The organism is Natronoarchaeum mannanilyticum (assembly GCF_039522665.1).
Lineage (GTDB): Archaea > Halobacteriota > Halobacteria > Halobacteriales > Natronoarchaeaceae > Natronoarchaeum > Natronoarchaeum mannanilyticum.
This window is the reverse complement of record NZ_BAAADV010000007.1, coordinates 111205-130505: the sequence shown is the minus strand read 5'-3', so window position 1 is coordinate 130505 and position 19301 is coordinate 111205. Positions and strand designations below refer to the sequence as shown.

The 19301-nt window shown below is 67.7% G+C and carries 22 protein-coding genes; 13 read left to right on the top strand and 9 right to left on the bottom strand.

From position 1 onward, the window contains the following. Positions 1 to 67: 67 nt before the first annotated feature. Entirely contained in the window at positions 68 to 247 is a 180-nt protein-coding gene (locus tag ABDZ81_RS13765) for a hypothetical protein (protein WP_343774577.1), read from the top strand. Between the two features lie 39 nt (positions 248 to 286). Here ABDZ81_RS13765 and ABDZ81_RS13760 read toward each other — a convergent pair whose 3' ends face one another. Continuing rightward, positions 287 to 763 carry a hypothetical protein gene (locus tag ABDZ81_RS13760; protein WP_343774576.1) on the bottom strand — a complete coding sequence of 159 codons (477 nt, stop codon included), beginning with the start codon at positions 761 to 763 and terminating at the stop codon, positions 287 to 289. Positions 764 to 847: 84 nt separating this feature from the next. On the opposite strand from ABDZ81_RS13760, the gene ABDZ81_RS13755 reads away from it, so the two are divergent. Both ABDZ81_RS13755 and ABDZ81_RS13750 read left to right on the top strand, forming a co-directional pair. After that, a complete protein-coding gene (locus ABDZ81_RS13755; protein WP_343775295.1) occupies positions 848 to 1504 on the top strand; it encodes a metallophosphoesterase family protein in 657 nt (218 codons plus the stop codon). A gap of 126 nt (positions 1505 to 1630) precedes the next feature. Beyond that, the gene (locus tag ABDZ81_RS13750; RefSeq protein WP_343774575.1) at positions 1631 to 1960 is read left to right on the top strand and encodes a HalOD1 output domain-containing protein; all 330 of its coding nucleotides are present in this window, start codon (positions 1631 to 1633) and stop codon (positions 1958 to 1960) included. 1 nt (position 1961) lies between these two features. On the opposite strand, the gene rocF is transcribed toward ABDZ81_RS13750, so the two are convergent. Beyond that, positions 1962 to 2882, bottom strand: coding sequence for an arginase (rocF, locus tag ABDZ81_RS13745; protein WP_343774574.1), 921 nt, complete (start codon positions 2880 to 2882; stop codon positions 1962 to 1964). Between the two features lie 91 nt (positions 2883 to 2973). Here rocF and ABDZ81_RS13740 point away from each other — a divergent pair, with 91 nt between their 5' ends. The 3 genes from ABDZ81_RS13740 (at position 2974) to ABDZ81_RS13730 (ending at position 5671) form a co-directional block, all read left to right on the top strand. Further along, positions 2974 to 3642, top strand: coding sequence for a metal-dependent transcriptional regulator (locus ABDZ81_RS13740; RefSeq protein WP_343774573.1), 669 nt, complete (start codon positions 2974 to 2976; stop codon positions 3640 to 3642). 111 nt (positions 3643 to 3753) lie between these two features. Next, the gene (locus tag ABDZ81_RS13735; protein WP_343774572.1) at positions 3754 to 4287 is read left to right on the top strand and encodes an Rrf2 family transcriptional regulator; all 534 of its coding nucleotides are present in this window, start codon (positions 3754 to 3756) and stop codon (positions 4285 to 4287) included. 205 nt (positions 4288 to 4492) lie between these two features. Continuing rightward, a complete protein-coding gene (locus ABDZ81_RS13730) occupies positions 4493 to 5671 on the top strand; it encodes an NAD(P)/FAD-dependent oxidoreductase (protein WP_343774571.1) in 1179 nt (392 codons plus the stop codon). A 42-nt stretch (positions 5672 to 5713) separates the two neighbouring features. On the opposite strand, the gene ABDZ81_RS13725 is transcribed toward ABDZ81_RS13730, so the two are convergent. Next, positions 5714 to 6544 (bottom strand): succinate dehydrogenase/fumarate reductase iron-sulfur subunit, encoded by an 831-nt coding sequence (locus ABDZ81_RS13725; RefSeq protein WP_377074273.1) that lies wholly within the window; start codon positions 6542 to 6544, stop codon positions 5714 to 5716. 229 nt (positions 6545 to 6773) lie between these two features. On the opposite strand from ABDZ81_RS13725, the gene ABDZ81_RS13720 reads away from it, so the two are divergent. After that, entirely contained in the window at positions 6774 to 7199 is a 426-nt protein-coding gene (locus ABDZ81_RS13720; protein WP_343774570.1) for a DUF5518 domain-containing protein, read from the top strand. Positions 7200 to 7261: 62 nt separating this feature from the next. Here ABDZ81_RS13720 and ABDZ81_RS13715 read toward each other — a convergent pair whose 3' ends face one another. Beyond that, positions 7262 to 8083, bottom strand: a complete 822-nt coding sequence (locus ABDZ81_RS13715; RefSeq protein WP_343775289.1) for a nucleoside phosphorylase — start codon at positions 8081 to 8083, stop codon at positions 7262 to 7264. A 154-nt stretch (positions 8084 to 8237) separates the two neighbouring features. Then, a complete protein-coding gene (locus tag ABDZ81_RS13710) occupies positions 8238 to 9554 on the bottom strand; it encodes a PQQ-dependent sugar dehydrogenase (protein ID WP_343774569.1) in 1317 nt (438 codons plus the stop codon). Between the two features lie 99 nt (positions 9555 to 9653). Here ABDZ81_RS13710 and ABDZ81_RS13705 point away from each other — a divergent pair, with 99 nt between their 5' ends. Continuing rightward, positions 9654 to 10016: a PLDc N-terminal domain-containing protein gene (locus tag ABDZ81_RS13705; protein WP_343774568.1), complete on the top strand. Its 363-nt coding sequence runs from the start codon at positions 9654 to 9656 to the stop codon at positions 10014 to 10016. 4 nt (positions 10017 to 10020) lie between these two features. On the opposite strand, the gene cdd is transcribed toward ABDZ81_RS13705, so the two are convergent. After that, on the bottom strand, positions 10021 to 10407 hold the full coding sequence (gene cdd / locus ABDZ81_RS13700) for a cytidine deaminase (RefSeq protein WP_343774567.1): 387 nt from the start codon (positions 10405 to 10407) through the stop codon (positions 10021 to 10023). A 94-nt stretch (positions 10408 to 10501) separates the two neighbouring features. Here cdd and ABDZ81_RS13695 point away from each other — a divergent pair, with 94 nt between their 5' ends. Beyond that, complete coding sequence (locus ABDZ81_RS13695) at positions 10502 to 11506, top strand: sodium:calcium antiporter (protein ID WP_343774566.1); 1005 nt, start codon at positions 10502 to 10504, stop codon at positions 11504 to 11506. Positions 11507 to 11532: 26 nt separating this feature from the next. Here ABDZ81_RS13695 and ABDZ81_RS13690 read toward each other — a convergent pair whose 3' ends face one another. From ABDZ81_RS13690 to ABDZ81_RS13680, 3 genes are all read right to left on the bottom strand, one after another. Then, the gene (locus tag ABDZ81_RS13690) at positions 11533 to 12960 is read right to left on the bottom strand and encodes a phosphohexomutase domain-containing protein (RefSeq protein WP_343774565.1); all 1428 of its coding nucleotides are present in this window, start codon (positions 12958 to 12960) and stop codon (positions 11533 to 11535) included. 84 nt (positions 12961 to 13044) lie between these two features. After that, positions 13045 to 13221: a hypothetical protein gene (locus ABDZ81_RS13685; protein ID WP_343774564.1), complete on the bottom strand. Its 177-nt coding sequence runs from the start codon at positions 13219 to 13221 to the stop codon at positions 13045 to 13047. A gap of 138 nt (positions 13222 to 13359) precedes the next feature. Then, positions 13360 to 13830 carry a DUF5793 family protein gene (locus ABDZ81_RS13680; RefSeq protein WP_343774563.1) on the bottom strand — a complete coding sequence of 157 codons (471 nt, stop codon included), beginning with the start codon at positions 13828 to 13830 and terminating at the stop codon, positions 13360 to 13362. A gap of 128 nt (positions 13831 to 13958) precedes the next feature. Between ABDZ81_RS13680 and ABDZ81_RS13675 the strand changes: the two genes are divergently transcribed. From ABDZ81_RS13675 to ABDZ81_RS13660, 4 genes are all read left to right on the top strand, one after another. Further along, the gene (locus tag ABDZ81_RS13675; protein WP_343774562.1) at positions 13959 to 14471 is read left to right on the top strand and encodes a DUF7549 family protein; all 513 of its coding nucleotides are present in this window, start codon (positions 13959 to 13961) and stop codon (positions 14469 to 14471) included. Positions 14472 to 14647: 176 nt separating this feature from the next. Continuing rightward, the gene (locus tag ABDZ81_RS13670; protein WP_343774561.1) at positions 14648 to 16336 is read left to right on the top strand and encodes a type II/IV secretion system ATPase subunit; all 1689 of its coding nucleotides are present in this window, start codon (positions 14648 to 14650) and stop codon (positions 16334 to 16336) included. Next, positions 16337 to 18490, top strand: coding sequence for a type II secretion system F family protein (locus ABDZ81_RS13665; RefSeq protein ID WP_343774560.1), 2154 nt, complete (start codon positions 16337 to 16339; stop codon positions 18488 to 18490). It begins immediately after the preceding gene. Positions 18491 to 18576: 86 nt separating this feature from the next. After that, a complete protein-coding gene (locus tag ABDZ81_RS13660) occupies positions 18577 to 19221 on the top strand; it encodes a class I SAM-dependent methyltransferase (protein WP_343774559.1) in 645 nt (214 codons plus the stop codon). The last annotated feature ends 80 nt before the right edge of the window (positions 19222 to 19301 follow it).

The window sequence follows — 19301 nt, the reverse complement described above, 5'->3', positions numbered from 1 at the left end:
CCGACTTCGTGCCTCGACAGTACCGCTCCCGGTTGTTTTACAGTACGCGCCGAACAACGAGTTCCCGATGACCGACGGCGAAGACGCGGACAGTACGGCGCTGACCTACACTGCCGTCGGAATGCTGCTTACCGTCGTCGCCACTCTCACCGAGACCTTCCTCGATTACGGACTACTGATCGCAGGGGTCTGTTTCGCGGTGGCCGGCTTCGTCACCGCGTGGCGGGAGCACCGGGAGGAGGGGTAGTCCCGCGCGACGGCGCCGGGAGGCTTCGGTCCCGTCATCCTACCACCGAGCCCGCTCGATCGCGGCTTCCAGCTCGTCGGCGCGTTGGGAGCCGATCAGTAGTTCATTCGCGTCTCGCCGATCGAGGCGGACGCCCTCACTACCGCTAACGTTGTACGCTTTGCCGCCGCCGGTCCACCGGATCCCCCACCCGCCGTAGTCCCTGATCGGGCTGTACTCGACGGCCTCCGCGCGCTCGATCTCCCCGAGCGGGACGCGGCGAGCCGAGAGGTGGAGAGGGAAGAACCGAATCCGGACGCCGTCGTCGCGAACCTCGACCGTCAACTTGGCGACGGCGAACAGGACCAGTACGGCGACTACGACGGCCAGTCCGATCGCCGCACCGGGGCCGGACGCCCCCTCAACGTACAGGCTGCCCCCGACCAGCAGCGTCACCCCCAGCAGAAGTCCCCAGAGCCACGGCTGCCTGAAGCGCTGCGTCTCACGGAAGTGGGCGTCGGTCGCTGTCTCGCTCACAGTACGACGTAGAACGTGTCAGAACATTTGTCTTTCGTTCCGATGGGACGAACGGTTTTCGGCGCGGCGCCCGAACCGCGAACGATGCTGGTGCTCGGCGACGCCCACGCGAGCGACCCCGAGAACCGCGCGGCGCTGCTGGCGGCGTACCGCGATTCCGGGGCGGATCGAGCGCTCCACGTCGGCGACCTCGAACACTACGATCTGCCCGTCCCGACGTGGTTCGTCGCGGGCAACAACGAGGATTTCGACGCGATCGAGGGGATGCGCGGGAACGAGACGCTCGATCGCTGGACCGACGAGTCGACGGCGCCGGCGAACGCGACCCTGCTCGCGAGCGCCGCGGCCGAGGTCGAGGGACTGCGCGTCGCCGGGCTGTCGGGCAACTACGCGCCGACGCAGTACGAGAAGTCGCGCGAGGAACTGTCGGGGGCGCGCCGCCGCCACTTCGTGCGCGAGGACGTCGAGCGCGCGAAGCGACTCGAAGACGTCGACGTCCTGCTCGCGCACGAAGCGCCCCGCGCGCTGCTGGGCGGGCTCGGCTGCGAGAAGATCGACGAAGTGATCGAAGCCGTCGGCCCCGACCTGTGTCTGACCGGGCACCACCACCGCCACGCCGAAGGGACGCACCGGGAGACGCGACTCGTCGGACTCGCACCGGTCTGGGAGAGCTACTACCTGCTCGATCCGGAGACGCTGGCGCTGGACCGCAGACCGACGCCCGCTGGAAGCGGCGTCTGATCGGGTGCAATCCGATCTAACCGGCGCTGACGGTTTCTGTCGAAGTCGAGAACGCAACTAAAAAGCCGGCAAAACCTACACAGTTGGGTGCAGAACTGAAAGCTCTGCGCAGCGTTACGTAAGAAAATGGGACGAAACGGACGCGGCGATCGATCGGCGACCGACGGCGGTGCGGAAGTCGTCGTGGAACGGGGACCCGAGGAATCCCTGACGCGCGCGATACTCCGGAGCGTCGCCGCGCTGAAAGGCGTCGCGGAGCGCGATCTGGATACGCTGTACGAGAGCGTCGACGTGGAGGCCCTAGAATCACTGGTACGGCACTCCAGCGCCCGCGATAGCCGCGTACGCGTCGAATTTACCTTCCAGGGGTGTACCGTCGTCGTCCGAGGCGGCGAGACGATACGGATCGCCGAGAACCAGCCACCGCGGAGCGAAGAGTATCCGGGACAGTCCTAAGCTACAGGATCCGTTTGCCGAGCGCGCTCGCGGCGAGTTCAGTGGCCAGTTCGGCCGTCTCGTTGTGCTCGTCGAGGATCGGGTTGACCTCGACGAGTTCCATCGACCGGAGAACGGCGTCGCCCGCCGCGTCGCGGGCCGCCACCCGTTCCATCGCGGCGTGGGCCTCGCGGTAGCTGACGCCGCCCCGGATCGGCGTCCCGACGCCGGGCGCTTCTCCGGGATCGAGCCAGTCGAGATCGAGACTGACGTGGAACCCCTCGACCCCGTCGGTCGCGACGTCGAGCGCGTCCTCGACGACCGGCGTCAGGCCGCGCGCGTCGATATCCGACATGGTGTAGACGGTGACGGCGCTCTCGCGGAGCGCCTCGCGCTCGGCCCCGTCGACGCTGCGAAGACCGACGATCGCGACGTTTTCTTCCCGCAGCCCCTCCGACTGCGCCCACTCCCTGTCGGCGAACGCTCCTCTGCCAAGCGCGGCGGCCAGCGGCATCCCGTGGACGTTGCCGCTGGGCGACGTTTCGGGCGTGTTGAAGTCGCCGTGAGCGTCGAACCAGACGGCGCCGATCTCGGCGTCGCGGCCCGTTCCGGCGAGGGTGCCGATCGCGATCGAGTGGTCGCCGCCGAGCGCGAGCGGCAGTTCGCCGTCGGCGACGGTCTCGGCGACTTCCTCCGCGAGGCGCTCGGAGACCTCCTCGACCTCGCGCAGGAACTTTGCGTCGCCCGCCGGCGCCTCGGCGTCCGGGTCGCGCTCCTCGGCGCGCGCGACGAACAGGTCGCCGGCGTCGGCGGCGTTCGCCCCCGTCCGTTCGACGGCGTCGGCCAGGCCCGCGTACCTGATCGCGGAAGGCCCCATGTCGACGCCGCGGCGGTTCGCGCCGTAGTCGGTCGGCGCCCCGATGATCCGGACGGTTCGCGTCATGGAGCGTCGTACGAGCAGGGGGCGCTTATTATCTGTGGCGTCGTCCGACCGCGGTAGATATACAAGTCCGCCCTCCCTACTCGCTGCCGAGATGATGCTCAGCGACGTGATGGAGGACTACCTGAAGGTGATCTACCACCTCCAGGACGAGCGCGACGGGCGGATCCGCACCTCCGAGATCGCGGAGTACCTCGACGTCACGTCGCCGACGGTCACCAGCATGATCGACAAGCTGGAAGAACGTGGGTTGGTCGACCGCGAGAAGTACAAGGGCGTCGAACTCACGCCAGAAGGCGAGACCGTCGCTCTCGAAGTCGTCCGTCACCACAGGCTGCTCGAAGCGTACCTCACCGAGCAGCTCGACTACGACTGGAGCGAGGTCCACGAGGAGGCCGACCGGCTCGAACACCACATCAGCGAGAAGTTCGAGCGCCGCGTCGTCGAGGCGCTGGGCGATCCGGAAGTCGATCCCCACGGCGACCCGATCCCCAACGAGCAGCTCGAACCGCCGGAGGAGAGCCAGACCCGCAAGCTGACCGAGTTCGGCGAGGGCGACCGCGTCGTCGTCGAACGGATCAGCGACAGGGATTCGGAGGTGCTCCGGTATCTCTCCGAGCGCGGGATCGATCCCGGCGTCACGCTCCGGATCGACGAAGTCGCCCCTTTCGGGATGATCACGGCGCGCCCGAAAGATCGGGACGCCGAGGTGTCGCTTCCGGAAAACGTCGCCGCCGACGTTCACGTCCACGACGCCGTCTGACAGTTTTCGTCGATATCGTCGTATGACGCCGTGCGTGGAAATCAGTATCACGCGGGCGAAAAGTGGTCCTATTCGCCGGATTTAAGACGTTCACCACCGAACGTAACAGTAATGTCATCCATCGAGCTCACACCCAGCCAGAAGACCATTCTCACCGCTCTGATCAATCTCCACAGAGAGTCCGAGGACGCGGTGAAAGGCGAGGACATCGCCGAGGAGGTCGACCGCAACCCCGGCACGATCCGCAACCAGATGCAGAGTCTGAAGGCGCTCCAGCTCGTCGAGGGCGTCCCCGGTCCGAAGGGCGGCTACAAGCCGACCGCGACCGCCTACGAGGCGCTCGACATCCAGCAGATGGACGAGCCCGCCTCCGTTCCCATGACCCACGAGGGCGAACCGGTCACGGAGGGTAACGTCGAGGGGATCGACCTCAGCAGCGTCCACCACCCCGAGCTGTGCCGCGCCGAGATCCACATCCAGGGATCGGTCCGCGACATCCACGAGGGCGACACCGTCGTCGTCGGCCCGACGCCGCTCTCGAAGCTCAAGGTCGAGGGCACAGTCGACGGCAAGGACGACACCGCCAACATTCTGATCCTGAAGATCGACGACATGGTCGCGCCCGCCGAAGAGCCCGAGCACTGATCGGCGACCGGAACCGTCCGGTCCCCGCATCGGCGTCCGATCGCCGACTCGATCGCTCTCGATCTCCTCACTCTGTTCTCGCACCGTCACCGTTTCGAGCGGTCGCCCCGCCGGTACTGTATCGCCGCACGTAGTGGGAGTCAACCGCTACCACACGCGTTGCGGTTTCAAAGGCTTTGTATCACAGGGTTGCGGAGTACCAGCCATGACAGCTACCGTCGTCGTTCTCGGCGCAGGCTACGCTGGCGCCGGCGCGGTCCAGCAACTCGAGGAGGAACTGAACGGCAGCACGGAGATCGTCTGGGTCTCCGATACGGACTACCATCTCGTGCTCCACGAGTCCCACCGCGTGATCCGCGATCCCTCGGTCCAGCACAAGATCACCATCCCGGTCGAGGAGATCAAGTCGCCCGCGACGACGTTCGTCGAGGGCGAGGTGACCGGGATGGACGTCGACGACCGCGAGATCGAGCTGGCCGACGGCGAGACGATCGACTACGACTACGCGCTGGTCGCGCTGGGCAGCCAGACCGCCTACTACGGCATCCCCGGCCTCGAGGAGCACTCGATGACGCTCAAGAGCCTCGACGACGCTCTGGATATCCACGAGCGTGTCAAGGACGCCGCCGAGGACGCGACGCGTAGCGATCCCGCCGAGGTCGTCATCGGCGGCGCGGGGCTCTCGGGCATCCAGAGCGCCGGCGAGGTCGCCGAGTTCCGCGACAGGACGAACGCGCCGATCGAGATCACGCTCGTCGAGGCGCTCGAGGAGATCTTCCCGCCGGGCTCCGAGGAAATCCAGGCGGCGCTCCGCGAGAAGCTCGAGGACGCCGGCGTGAACATCCTCACCGACGACCCGATCACCGAGGCCACCGAGGACGCCATCGAGTTCGACGAGCGCGACGCGATCGATTACGACGTGTTCGTCTGGACCGGCGGCATCACCGGCCGCGACGCGATGGACGGCGTCGATCTCGACAACGAACACAACCGCGTTACTGCCTCCTCGACGTTCGAGACCAGCGACGACCGCGTGTTCGCCATCGGCGACTCTGCGGTGATCGACCAGGGCGAGAACCCCGCGCCGCCGACCGCGCAGGCCGCCTGGCAGGCCGCGGAGGTCGCCGGAGAGAACGTCGCCCGCGCCGTCGACGATCGGCCGCTGAAGACCTGGACGCACAAGGACAAGGGGACGGTCATCTCGATCGGCGACGAGGCCGTCGCGACCGACGTCGACCCCGGCTACGGCGCCGGCGTGCTGTTCGAGACGCTCGGCACGTTCGACGGCAAGCCCGCCGAGACGCTGAAGAAGGTCATCGCCGCCCGCTGGATCGCCGACATCACGTCCTGGAACCGCGCCCGGAAGGCCTGGGACGCGCTGTAGCGCGGCGTCGAACCGAGTGACGGTCGCGGCGCTCGGGACGAGCTACCAGAACTTGAGGTTCCGCTTCACCGCTTCTCGCTTGAGCTCCTGAATGTGCTCGGTCAGCGGAATGTCCTTCGGGCACACCTCGGTACAGGAGAACTGGGTCTGGCAGCGCCAGACGCCGCGTTCGGATTCCATGATCTCCATGCGGTGCTGGGTGATATCGGCGTCGTCCTCCCGCTCGTCCATGATGAACTTGTAGGCCTTGTTCACGGAGGCCGGTCCCAGATACATGCTGTCGGCGGCGATGTTACACGAGGACGTGCAGGCGCCACACCAGATGCAGCGCGTCGACATCTTGACGTGCTCGCGATTTTCGGGGCTCTGGCGCTGCTCCTCTAACTCCTCGATCGGCGGCGTGTCCTCGTCCTGGAAGTAGGGCTCGACGGCCTCCATCTGCTCGTAGAAGTCCTCCATCTCCACGACGAGGTCCTTGACCACGTCCATGTGTGGCAGCGGCTCGACCCGCACCGGCTCCTCTAAGGCCTGGATCTGAGTCTTGCAGCCCAGACGCTGGCGGCCGTTGATGAAGAACGCGTCCGACCCGCAGATCGCCTGCCGGCAGGAGTGGCGAAAGGTTAGCGAGGAGTCGAAGTGATCGCGGGCGTACATCAGCGCGTCGAGCACGGTCATCCCCTTCTCGAAGGGAACCCGAAATGTGTCGAAGCGGGGTTCCTGTTTGCCCTCGACCTCGGGATCGTACCGGAACACCTTGATACTCGCCGTCTCGATCCCCTCCTCGGCCTCGCGCTCCCGACGCTCGGCGTCCTCGTTCGCTCGGCGCGTCTTCTCGGCCATGCGCTCCTGCTGGGGCGACTGCTGGCCGTACATCTCGCGGTCCGGCACCCCCTCTTCCCTGTCGGCTTCCCCGGGCTCCTCTTGCTGTTGCTGGCTCACGTGGTCTCCCCCGTCGGACACAACGGGAGACGGGCCAATAAGCGGCGGTGGCATCTACGGCGGCGTCCCAGCATACGTTCCATACCGGCGATTGATCTGCCGAGGAACTCCTCTCGTCCGTCCCAGCGAACATTTATCCTGTGGGAGATTCTCGGAAACAAGTATGGAGTCTCCGCTCCGCGTCGAGGCGCTTTCCGCCACGTGGCGGTTCGCACTCGTCGGTGCGATAGCTTCGCTACCGGTCACCGCCGTTCTGAACCTGCTGCCCGACTCGGAGGCGACCGTCGGCGGCGGCGTCATGATTTTCGGGGCGTTCATCGGCGGGGCGATCGCCGCGGTCCGGTCGTCGGACCCGGACGACGTCGGAATACGCGCGGGGTTCGTGGGCGCCATCCTCGGCCTGCTCGTCTTCCTTCTGACGGAGGGTACGACGGTGACGTGGGGACTCCCCAAAGCCGTCTTCTTCGTCTTCGGCGGTGGACTGATGGTGTTCGTGGCCTCGCTGTTCGGGATGGGGTTCGGCCGCGTCGGCGGGTGGACGGCAGACGCCGTCGTCTCCCGATGGACGAACGGGACGGACGCATCGTAGCGACGGAGACGGAACTGTCGCGCTGACGGCGATCGCGCCTCAGTTCCGGCACGAGATCGAATTCACTCCAGACTGAGTCCGGCGTGCCACCGGTCGACGCCGCGCTCGCGCTTGATCTCGTCCATCCGCGCGAGCAGCTTCACCGCCAGCGACGCCGTCTCGGCGGCCCGCTGTTCGCCCTCGGTTCGGAACTCGCCCGTCTCCCGGTTGGCGTACACCGTACAGACCGCGCCGGCGCGCAGGTCGTACACGTTCGCCAGCGTCAGGATCGCGCTGGCCTCCATCTCGATGTTCGCGACGTTGGCCTCCCGGAGGTCGTCGACCAGCCGGTCGCTCCCGGCGGCCTCGAACCCCTCGAACCCGGGGCGGCCCTGCCCGGCGTAGAAGCTGTCGGCGCTCATCGTGATCCCGGTGTGGTAGTCGTAGCCCAGCCGCTCGGCAGCCGCGATCAGCGCCGAGACGACCTCGTGGTCGGCGCTGGAGGGGTAGTCCTCGCGGACGTACTCAGCGCTGGTGCCCTCCTGGCGGACCGCGCCGGTTGTGATCACTAGGTCGCCGACCGACATCTCCGGCTGGATTGCGCCGCACGAGCCCACCCGCAGCAGCGTGTCCGCGCCGACGCGGGCCAGCTCCTCGACGGCGATGGCGGCGGAGGGCGACCCGATCCCGGTCGACGTGACGCTGATCGGCGCGCCCTCGTAGGTGCCGGTCACGGTCCGGTACTCGCGGTGGTGTCCCACTTCCTCGCTGTCGTCCCAGAATGCGGTGATCTTCGGGACGCGCTCGGGGTTGCCCGGCAGGAGCACGGCGTCGGCGACGTCGCCCGGCTCGACTTCGAGGTGGTACTGCTCGCCCTCGTTCGGGTCCTCGCTGTCGCCCGGCACCTCGGTGTCGGCCCCGGGTTCGGCGTTCGCTGATCCCTCGGCGTCGTCTCGGTCGGTCATGTCCGGTCGTTTGTCAGCCGCCGGTAAATAGGTCGTCGCCGGACGCCGTTTCGCGGTGCGGCGTGCGACCGGACCCGGGTACGATACCCGGTCGCTACTCGGCGGGATCGACCCGATACACCCGCCCGTCGCCCGCCTCGATGCCGAAAACGAACAGCTCGCCGTCCCGCCCGCGGCCGAGCGAGTAGATCTGGTCCGGCACCCCGCCGTCGGCGTCCATCTCGACGGTGCCCATCGGCCAGCGCTCGTCCGGCCCCGAGGGATCGGCGACGAACAGCCGACCGTCGGGTCGCAGGTCGGCGAAGACGTACCGCCCGTCCAGATCCGACAGCGCCGAACCGCGGTAGACGTATCCGCCGACGACGGCGACGCCGTCGACCGGATCGCCGCCGTGGGCGTACTCGACGACCGGATCGACGAGCGGCTCGCCGCCGCGGACGCTCTCGGGCGTCTCGGTCGGGCAGTCGTCAGCGCGGAAGCACCGCGAGCCTTCGCGGACGTTCCAGCCGTAGTTGCCGCCGCGCTCGACGAGATTTACTTCCTCGAACTCGGACTGTCCCACGTCGGCGACGAGCAGGGCGTCGCCGTCGAACGAGAAGCGCCACGGGTTCCGGAACCCCCAGGCGTACTGCTCGGCCAGTCCGTCGGCGTCGGTCAGGGGGTTGTCGTCGGGAATCGAGTACGCGCCGCGCTCGCTATCGGCGTCGACGTCGATGCGCAGCAGGCTCCCCAGCAGGTTCTCGGTGACGTCCTGTCCGTTGCCGCCCTCGACGGCGTCGTACCAGTCGTCGGCGTGCCCGAGTCCGGCGTCGGCGCCCGCGCCGCCGTCGCCGACCGCAACGTAGAGGTTGTTGTCAGGGCCGAACGCCAGCGCGCCGGCGTTGTGATTCGACTGGGGCTCGGGGATTTCGAGGAGCGTTCGCTCGCTGTCGGGAAGCGCCTGAAGACCGCTCTCGTCGACCAGGAACTCCGCGAGGACGAACGTGTGGCTGAAGTTTTCGGGTGTCCCGTCGCGCGACGGTGCGCTGTAGCGAACGAATAGCCGCCGGGTTTCCTCGAAGTTCGGGTGGAGCGCCACGCCGAGCAGTCCCTTCTCGCCGCCGAACTCGACGGCGTTGCCAAACTCCAGCAGCGGGTCGTCGCGGACGCCGTCGGAATCGAGGACCGAGACGCTGCCCGACTGGTCGGCGACGTACCGGAGATCGGCGTCCGGCACGTCGACGAGCGCCAGCGGCGCGTCGAAGCCGCCGGCGACCTGTCGAAGCCGTACCGAGTCCGGCAGCGAGCCGTCGATCAGCGGCTGGTTGCCGGCGTTCGAAGACCCGAGCAGCTGTCCGCAGCCGGCGAGACCGGTCGCCGTACCCGCGAGTCCGGCGCCCAAGAACCGGCGTCGACCGACGCGGTCGTTCATACGTGGGACTGTGACGCGACGGGGAAATACGTGCCCCCGCCGATACGCGCGGCGCGGCAGAGGACAAAACATTTGGCACTATAGCAACAGGTCGTTCGTATGCCCGCAGGTGGCGCAGTCGCCCTGATCGGCGTCCTGATGTTTGCCCTCTTCGCGATCGTCATCCCATTCTGGGTGTACAACGACGCAGAGCAGAACAGTTCGCACAGCGCACTCCTCTGGGCGCTCGTCGCATTCTTCGGCGGTATACTCGGCTTGCTATTGTACCTACTCATCGGCCGTGACAGGACCGGCGGGAGCGGCGGGCGCGGCGGTCAAGGTGTGGGGAGCGGCCCCGGAGCGAACGACGGCTGGAACGATAGAAACGACGGAAACGGCGGGTGGGACGATGGTAACGACGGCTGGAACGACGGAAACGACGGGTGGGGTGACGACGCCGACGACCCCGAAGTTCGACGCTGACGCGCTAGCTCAGGTCGTCCCGCGAGATCGTGTTCGGTAGCAGTTCGCCCAGCGTGTACTCGCTGTTGTCCTCGCCCTCGTCGCAGATGACGGGCAGATCGTCGTCGCAGAACTCCGTCAGCGACTGGCGACACATCCCGCAGGGCGTCTGGCCGTCCAGTTCGCTGGTCGAGACCGCGAGCGCGTCGAACGAGCGGTGACCCTCGCGGATCGCCTCGGCCAGCGCGACCTCCTCGGCGTGGAGGCTATTGGAGTAGTTGGCGTTCTCGATGTTGCAGCCGGTGAAGACGGTGCCGTCCTCGGTTCGCAGCGCGGCGCCGACCTCGTACTCGGAGTAGGGAGCGTACGACGCCTCGCGCGCCTCGCGAGCGGCTTCGATCAGATCGGTCATGGCAGCGTGTTCGAGCACGGGCCACAAGTAGCCGGCGCTCGGCGTCGTCTCGAATGACCCACACCTTTCAGCCCCTGCCGAGTAGGTTGGGCCGATGACCGGTCTCCTCGTTGCCTTCGGGCTGGCGATCGTCGCGACGGGCGTCATCTGGAAGGGCAGCGAGTACCTCGAACGGTCGGCCGAGCGGCTCAGCAAGTACTACGGGCTGCCGGTCGCCGTCCACGGCGCCGTCGTCGTCGCGATCGGGTCGAGCTTCCCCGAGCTCAGCTCGGTCGTCATCAGCACGCTCGTCCACCAGGAGTTCTCGCTGGGCGTCGGCGCGATCGTCGGGAGCGCGATCTTCAACCTGCTCGTGATCCCGGCCGTCTCGGCGCTCTCGACCGACGAGCTGGAGGCGACTCGCGACATCGTCCACAAGGACGCCCAGTTCTACATCATCAGTGTGCTCGTGCTGTTTATCGTGTTCGCGCTCGGCGCGACGTACGTCCCCGGCGGGACCAACAGCGAGGCGAGACTGACGCGAGTACTCGCCGTACTGCCAATCGCGACCTACGGGGTCTACGTCTTCCTTCACCAGCAGGACGCCAGCGAGTACGCCGCGCCGACCGTCGACGTCGACCACCGTCGGGAGTGGGCCGTGCTCGCCGTCGCGCTCGCGCTGATCGCGGTCGGCGTCGAGGGGATCGTCCGTGCGGCGCTGACCTTCGGCGATGCCTTCGGGACGCCGTCGTTCCTCTGGGGGCTGACCGTGATCGCCGCGGCGACGAGCCTCCCCGACGCGTTCGTGAGCATCAACGCCGCCAAGGCCGGCGAGAGCGTCACCAGCATCACGAACGTCCTCGGGAGCAACACGTTCAATCTGCTGGTCGCGATCCCCGTCGGCGTCCTGCTGGCCGGGGAGACGACCATCAACTTCTACGCGGCGATCCCGACGATGGGCTTTCTCGCCTTCGCGACGCTGGTGTTCGTCGTGTTCGCCCGGACGGATCTCGAACTGACCGACCTCGAAGCCTACGGCTTTCTCGGGCTGTACGGACTGTTTCTGGTCTGGATGACGCTGGAGTCGATGGGAGTTATCGACACGGTCCGGGGAATCTGACCGGCCAGACGAAGGAGCGGCGGCAGTTACTGACTCTCCGCGACGGCCGACCCAACGGCGTCGACGGTCTCGTCGACCAGCGCGTCGATATCCTCGCTTTCGGCGTACACCCGGACGTACGGCTCGGTGCCGCTCGGCCGGACGAGCACCCACGCCGCGTCGGGCAGCTCGATCCGGACGCCGTACTCCGTCGAGACGTCGCCCTCGGGAAACAGCTCCGGAAGCTCCGTTTCCAGGCGCCGCATCGCGGCGTCCTTGGCGTCGTCGGGGCACTCGACGTTGACCTGCCGGTACGGTCGCTCGGTGACGGGCGCTCGAACGCCCTCGACGTCGCCCGCTTCGGCGACCAGCCCCGAGAACACCGCCGCGCTGACGATGCCGTCGATCCACCCGCCGAAGTTGGGGTGGATGTGCTTCCAGGGTTCCGCGGCGAAGGCGATCTCGGTGCCCCGGCCGCCCGCCGTTCGCTCCCGGGCCATCCCCTCGTGGAGCGCGCCGAGGCGGACGCGCTCGGTGCGGCCGCCGGACTCTCGAACGAGCTCGTCGATCCGCGCCGAGGTGTCGGGCGTCGTCACGACGACGGGGTCGGCGGCGTCGGACTCCCGGACGTACCGCGCCGCAAGTACGGCCAGCACGGTGTTCTCGTCGACGACCTCGCCGTCGCCGTCTGCGACCACGATCCGGTCGGCGTCCCCGTCGTGGGCGACGCCGAAGTCGAACTCGCCGTCAGCGAGGAAGGCTAGGAAGTCCCCCAGCGACTCGCGGGTCGGCTTGCTCTCGCGGCCGGGGAAGTGGCCGTCGACGTTCGCGTTGAGGGTGACGACGCGGGCGCCCAGCTCCCGGAGCACCTGGGGCGTGCCCAGGCTCGCCATCCCGTTGCCGCAGTCGACGATGATCGACAGGCCGTCGAGCGGCGTCGACGCTCCGAAGAACTTGCGGGCGTACTCGACGACGTCGTCGCAGTAGACGCCGATCACGTCGGTCGAGCCGGTCGAGCCCCACTCGTCCCACGGCGCCGAGTGCTGGTGGTCGGCGACCAGCGACTCGATCTGCCGTTCGGCCGCTCGGTCGTACTCGACGCCGTCGTCGAACAGCTTGATGCCGTTGTCGGTCGGCGGGTTGTGGCTCGCGGTGATCATCACGCCGCGGCGTCCGCGCGAGGCGTACGCCAGCGCGGGCGTCGGCACGACGCCGACGCGGCGGCAGTCGGCGCCCGCGCTCTCCAGGCCCGCCTCGACGGCGGCGGCGATCCCGTCGCTGGTTTCGCGGCCGTCCTGGCCGAGGACGACCGTCGGGCGTGACGCCGTAGCGGCGTCGGCGTCGCTCCGGGCGGTCGCGTTCGCGTCGGCGTCTCGCGCGTGCGTGGCGACCGCCCGCCCGACCGACAGCGCCAGCTCCGGCGTCACTCGCTCGCTGACCGGGCCCCGAATCCCGGCCGTTCCGAACAGGTTCATACTGAAACGACCGGGCCGGACCACCGTAAATGCACCCGAACGGACACGAGATGGGCTGAAAAACTAGACGACACCGGGCGTGAACTACTGCCCGTCCGTGAAATCACGGATGGGAAGGTACGTCCGGAGGCCGACGAGCAGATACGCCGCGGATGCGACGAGCGCTACCCAGCCGATGACGGCTGCGATCTCGTTGATGATACCGGGGTCGGCGTCGGCGAGGAGGCTCAATCGGTACAGTATCTCATTCGTGAGTAACACCAGGGTCGACAGAAGTACCGAAACGAGGGCGGTTCCGGTGTGATCTTCACTCGATCGAGAAATGCCCATGATACCATCCGCACAGCCCACGATCAAAAACGAACTGGTGAGAGAAGAAATCGATTGGATCGGGCGGCGTTACAGCTCGACGCCGCTCGGAATGAGGCTGTGGTTCCGCAGCAGGTTCCCCTCCTCGTTGTACACGAGGAAGGTGCGCTTATCGTAGGTGACGAGCTCGTCGCCCTCAATGTGGATCCGGACGCCGTAGCGGCCGTCGGAGTCGGGGTCGTGTTCGCCGTAGCGGCGGGCCGCCCGGATGAACTTGAGCACGTCGTCGGCGTCCTCGTTGAGTTCGAGCACGAAGTCGCCGGTGATCCGGTTGGTGACGCTGACGACGCCGGTCGCGTCGTCGTCGAGCGACGTCTGGAGCCGGTAGGCCACGTCGGTCTGGTCGGCGTCGAGCAGTTCGTCGTCCGTTCCTGTGAGGCGCTCGCGGAGCGTCGAGGCGGGGCCCTCGAAGTCGATCCGTACCGTCGGCTTCGCGGGCTCGCCGTCGTCTTCGACCCAGTCGACGTTGCTGACCTCCAGCGTGAAGTAATCGCGCCTCATTCCCTGTGTGAATCAGGTTGGGGCTCACGGGCAATGAACGTAACGCCTGAAAGCGTCGCGTTCGGCCGGCCCGGCGCGACGCCGAGACGGAATCTTTTAGCCGCCGGGGTCCGCGCTCGTCTGGTATAATGGCCTGGGTTCGCTCCGAGTACGCCGGCGAGCTGGCGGTCGTGTCGGCCTGGCTTGCGGCCGTGTTGCCCTGGAACGTGACCTACACCTCGATTCCGGGCACCGAGCTGTCGGCACTGTTCCTTCGATTTCCCTTCCTGCAGGTCCGATACATCTTCGGGATCCCCCGGGACCAGCAGCAGCTGTTCCGCCATCCGATCGCGGCGCTCGATCTGGTCTCGGGCGTCTCGGAGACGCTGTACTACGTCTGGATCGCCGGCGCCGCGGTCGTGGCACTGGCGGTTATGCTGTCGTTCGCGATGTACGCGGCCGAGGACGCCGTCGAGAGGCGCTCGCCCGCCCACCCGGTGCGCGTGATGGGCGGCCTGCTCGCCGTCGCGACCGCGCTGCTGACCGCCGCGACGGTCGCCATCGCAACCAGCGGCGACTTCGGCGGCGGCGTCCCGATCCCGATCGGCCTCGCGGTGCTGGGGCTGCTGGCCGGCGTGTTGCTCCGCGCCGATCTCGTCTGAGTCGGCCGCCTCGTCTCGCTCCTGTCGCCCTGCCCCGCTTTGCCTCGTCCCGCTTCGCCTCGTCCCGGTCGCCACACTTCGCTCCGGCCGCCCAATTTAAGGGTCCTGCCTCCGTTACCACGGTTACATCAGCGTACCGACGGTAAGGCGTCCCTACGGTCGGTGCGCACCTATCCATGACGGACACAGACACGACCGAACCGCGGGGAATCCAGCTGGGCGCCGACGGGCCGACTAGCGACGACGAAGCGCCCGAAACGCGGATCGATCGACTCAAGCGTCGCCTCCGACGCGCGATCGAGCTGCTCGAGGGATCGACCGTCCCCGGGGAGCTGTACGCGCCGGGCCGCCACGGCGAGATCGTCTCGTTCGACGGGCTGGAGGGGTACGAAGAGATCGAGCGGTACTGGGTGAACGCGCCGTTCGCGTTCGTCTCGATCAACTACGACCACGAGGAAAACGAGCACCTCTACTACGTCGTCGAGCCCGAACTCGCGGCCGACGAGTACGAGCTGCTGGAGCTGCTGTTCGAGGACATCCGCGACCCGCTCGTCTACCGGCCGGACGTCGCCGACGAGGACGTCGAGGCCGTGCTGCGCGACGAGCTGCGCGAGCACCTCGAACGCTACGGGGCCGAGATCGACGTCGCGACGTTCCACCGCCTCTTCTACTACCTCTACCGGGCGTTCCGCGGCTTCGGGAAGATCGATCCGATCATCAACGACCCGCACGTCGAGGACATCTCCTGCGACGGCTACGACCTGCCGATCTTCGTCTACCACGACGAGTACACCGACGTGAAGACGAACGTCTCCTTCGAGCAGGAGGCGCTGGACAACTTCGTCGTGCGGCTGGCCCAGCAGTCGGGTCGCCACATCAGCGTCGGCGAGCCGATGGTCGAGAGCACGCTGCCCGACGGGAGCCGCGCCGAACTCGCGCTCGGCGAGGAGGTCACGCCGCGCGGCTCGGCCTTTACGATCCGGAAGTACTCCGACGAACCGTTCACCCCGATCGACCTGATCGAGTACGGCACGTTCAGCGTCGACCAGATGGCCTACCTCTGGCTGGCGATCGAGCACAACAAGTCGCTGATCTTCGCCGGCGGGACGGCCTCGGGGAAGACGACGTCGATGAACGCCATCTCGATGTTCATCCCGCCGCGCTCGAAGGTGCTCTCGATCGAGGACACCCGCGAGCTGACGCTGTACCACGGCAACTGGCTCTCTTCGGTCACGCGCGAGCGGCTCCACGAGGGCAACGACATCACGATGTACGACCTGCTGCGGTCGGCGCTGCGCCACCGTCCCGAGTACATCGTGGTCGGCGAGGTCCGGGGCGAGGAGGCGATCACGCTGTTCCAGGCGATGAACACCGGCCACACCACCTACTCGACGATGCACGCCGACTCGGTCCAGACGGTGATCAACCGGCTGGAAAACGAGCCGATCAACGTCCCCCGCGCGATGGTCCAGTCGCTGGACGTGCTCTGCGTCCAGACGCTGACCCGCTTCGACGACGAGCGCGTCCGCCGGAACAAGACGGTCGCCGAGATCGAGGGGATCGACCAGCGCACCGGCGAACTCGACTACTCGACGACGTACTCCTGGAACGGCGACGACGACTCGTTCACCGACAACGGCAGCAGCGTCGTCTTGGAGGAGATCCGGGAGGATCGCGGCTGGACGCAGGCCGAACTCCTGTCGGAACTGCGCGATCGCCGCCGCTTCCTGCAGTACCTCCGGGACAACGACGTCACCGACTACCGCCGGTTCACGGCGCTGGTCAACGAGTACTACGCCGACGCCGCGACCGTGATGGACCGGATCGACGAGGAAGACGCGGCGCCCGTACCGACGGTCGAGTAGATGGCGCCGTACGACCTCGTCCCGCTGGCGATCGCGCTCGTCGTCCTCGTGCCGGTCGCGCTCGCGCCGCTGAGCACGCGCGTCGAGCGAGTGCTCTCTCGGCTTTCCCTGCTCGCGTTCGGCGACTTCGTCCACCGGGTCGGGCGGAATCGTCAGCGGCGAAAACGACGGCTTCGAACCGCGCACGTTCCGACGACCTATCGCATCTACGCCGCGCGGACGCTGCTGTACGCCGCCGCCGGGGCGGTCGTCGGCGCCGCGGCCGGCCTGTACCTCCAGTGGGGCGCCGTCCTGCTGCTCGAAACGCCACAGGAGACCGTCAGTGCGACCCTTCCCAGCACCGTCGAGTTCGTCGCCGGCGCGTTCGGGCAGCCACAGCCGACCGGGACGACGTTGCTTGCGATCCAGGTTGGGTCGGCGATCGCGATGGCCGTCGCCGTCGCGGTCGCCACGTACTACCTCCGGTGGTGGTACCCCTCCTACCTCGCCGGGCGGCGCCGGCGGAACATCGAGGCGAACCTCCCCGAGACGGTCTCGTTCATGTACGCGCTCTCCCGGAGCGGGATGGAGTTCCCGACGGTGCTACGGATCCTCGCCGACCACGAGCACGTGTACGGCGAGCCGGCGGCGGAAGTCGGCGTGGCCGTCAGAAATATGGATATGTTCGGCAAGGACATGGTCACCGCGATCCGGACGATGGCCCGCCGGACGCCGAGCCCGAAGTTCAAGGAGTTCGCCGAGAACCTCTCGAGCGTTCTCCAGAGCGGCCAGAGCCTCGCCGATTTCCTCGAACAGCAACACGCCGAGTTCCGGCAGGACGCCGAAGATCAGCAGGACCGCCTGCTCAACGAGCTCGCGACGCTCGCTGAGGTGTACGTCACGCTGCTGGTGGTGCTGCCGCTCTTTCTGATCACGATCCTCGTCGTGATCGGCATCTCGATGACCGACACGCTGACGCTGCTGCGAGTCACGGTCTACGTCCTGTTGCCGGTCGCGAACGTCGCCTTCATCATCTATCTCGGCTCGGCGATGGGCGAGTCGAGCGGCGGCGGGCAGTTCGAACCCACGTTCGACCCCTCGATCCGGCTGTCGGGCGTGCGTCGCGCCGAGGACGCGGAAACTCGCTCCGACGGCGGGCTGACCCGCTCCGACGGCGGAACGTCCCGTCCCGATAGCGGCGTCCCTGCGGCGTCGGCGTCAGACCGCCAATCGAAGAACCTCGAACGCCTTCGGCTCTACCGCCAGTACAAGTGGCTACGGGAGACGTTCGGAACTCCGATCCAGACGATCGTCGAACGCCCGAAAACGCTGCTGTGGGCGACGATCCCGGTCGTCGGCGTCCTGACCGCCCTGCGATTCGCGGTGGCCGTCCGGCTGGGCGTCCCGCTGCGGCTGATCGTCGACGACTTCCTGCTCCAGGCGACGCTGTTCGTCGTCGGGACGTTCGCGATCGCCTACGAGGTCCACCGGCGCCGGATCGAGACGATCGAGGCGGCGGTGCCGGACTTCCTCGATCGCCTCGCGAGCGTCAACGAGGCCGGCATGACCGTCGTCGAGAGCATCGACCGGGTTCGCAAGAGCGACCTCGGCGCGCTCAACCCGGAACTCGACCGCGTCTGGGCGGACATCCGGTGGGGCGCCGACGTCGAGCTGGCGCTGCGGCGGTTCGAGCACCGCGTCCGGACGCGGACGATCTCGCGGGTCGTCACCCTGATCACGAACGCGATCAACGCCAGCGGCGATCTCGCCCGCGTGCTGCGGATCGCCGCCTCGCAAGCCAAGTCCGACCGCCGACTCAAGCGCGCACGCAAGGACGAGATGCTAACGTACGTCGTGGTCGTCTACGTCGCGTTCGGGGTGTTCCTGTTGATCGTCGGCGCGCTCGACACCGTCCTCATTCCGAACCTCCCCGACGAGAGCGTGCTGCCCGAGGCCAGCGGCGCGGCCGGCCAGTTCGCCATCACGCAGGTCCTGCAGGATCTCGGGTCGATCAACCAGTCGGCGTACACGGTGATCTTCTTCCACACGACCTCGCTGCAGGCGCTGTTCTCGGGGCTGATCGCCGGGCAGATGAGCGGCGGCCGGCTGGCCGACGGCGCCAAGCACGCCGCCGTCCTGCTCTCGGTCGCGTATCTCACCTTCCTGTTCATCTGAGCGCGCTGGGCGTTCGGCGTCCGGCGGCGTCGGAGAGTCGCCGCCGGATCGCCGCGACTTTGGTCGCTGCGGTACTCCGGACCGGCATGGACCGGGCGCCCGATCGCGTTCGCGAGACGTACGACGACATCGCCGAGCACTTCGCGTCGACCCGGGAGTACCCCTGGCCGGAGGTCGAGGAGTTCCTCGACGGCGTCGACGGCGCGCTCGGCCTCGATCTCGGCTGCGGCAACGCCCGCCACGCCGAGCCGATGGCCGAGTACGTCGACCGGGTCGTCGGCGTCGACGTCAGCCGCGGGCTGCTCGAAACCGCCCGGGAGCGCCGCGGCGAGCGCGACTTCGGCGTCGATCTCGTGCAGGGCGACGCCGGGCGGCTGCCGATCGCCGACGGCGTCGTCGACGTCGCGGTGTACGTCGCCACGCTCCACCACCTCCCGGACCGCGCGGCGCGACGCCGAAGCCTGGACGAGCTCGCCCGCGCCCTCGCGCCGGAGGGCCGCGCCCTCGTCTCGGCGTGGAGCACGGCCCACGACCGCTTCGACCGCTCGGAGGGGTTCGACACGACGGTCGACTGGACGCTGCCGGGCGGCGAGACGGTTCCGCGGTTCTACCACGTGTACGATCCCGACGAGTTCCGCGCCGACCTCTCGGCGAGCGATCTCGCGGTCGAGGACGCATTCCTCTCCAGCGGCAACTGCTACGCGGTCGTCGGAAAAGGGAAACACCCTTAACCGGCGGCGGTAAAAGACAGGACGCACGCTGGTGTGGGCTAAATGGCCCACCGGCGGATCGCGGTCGCGCGATCCCCCGG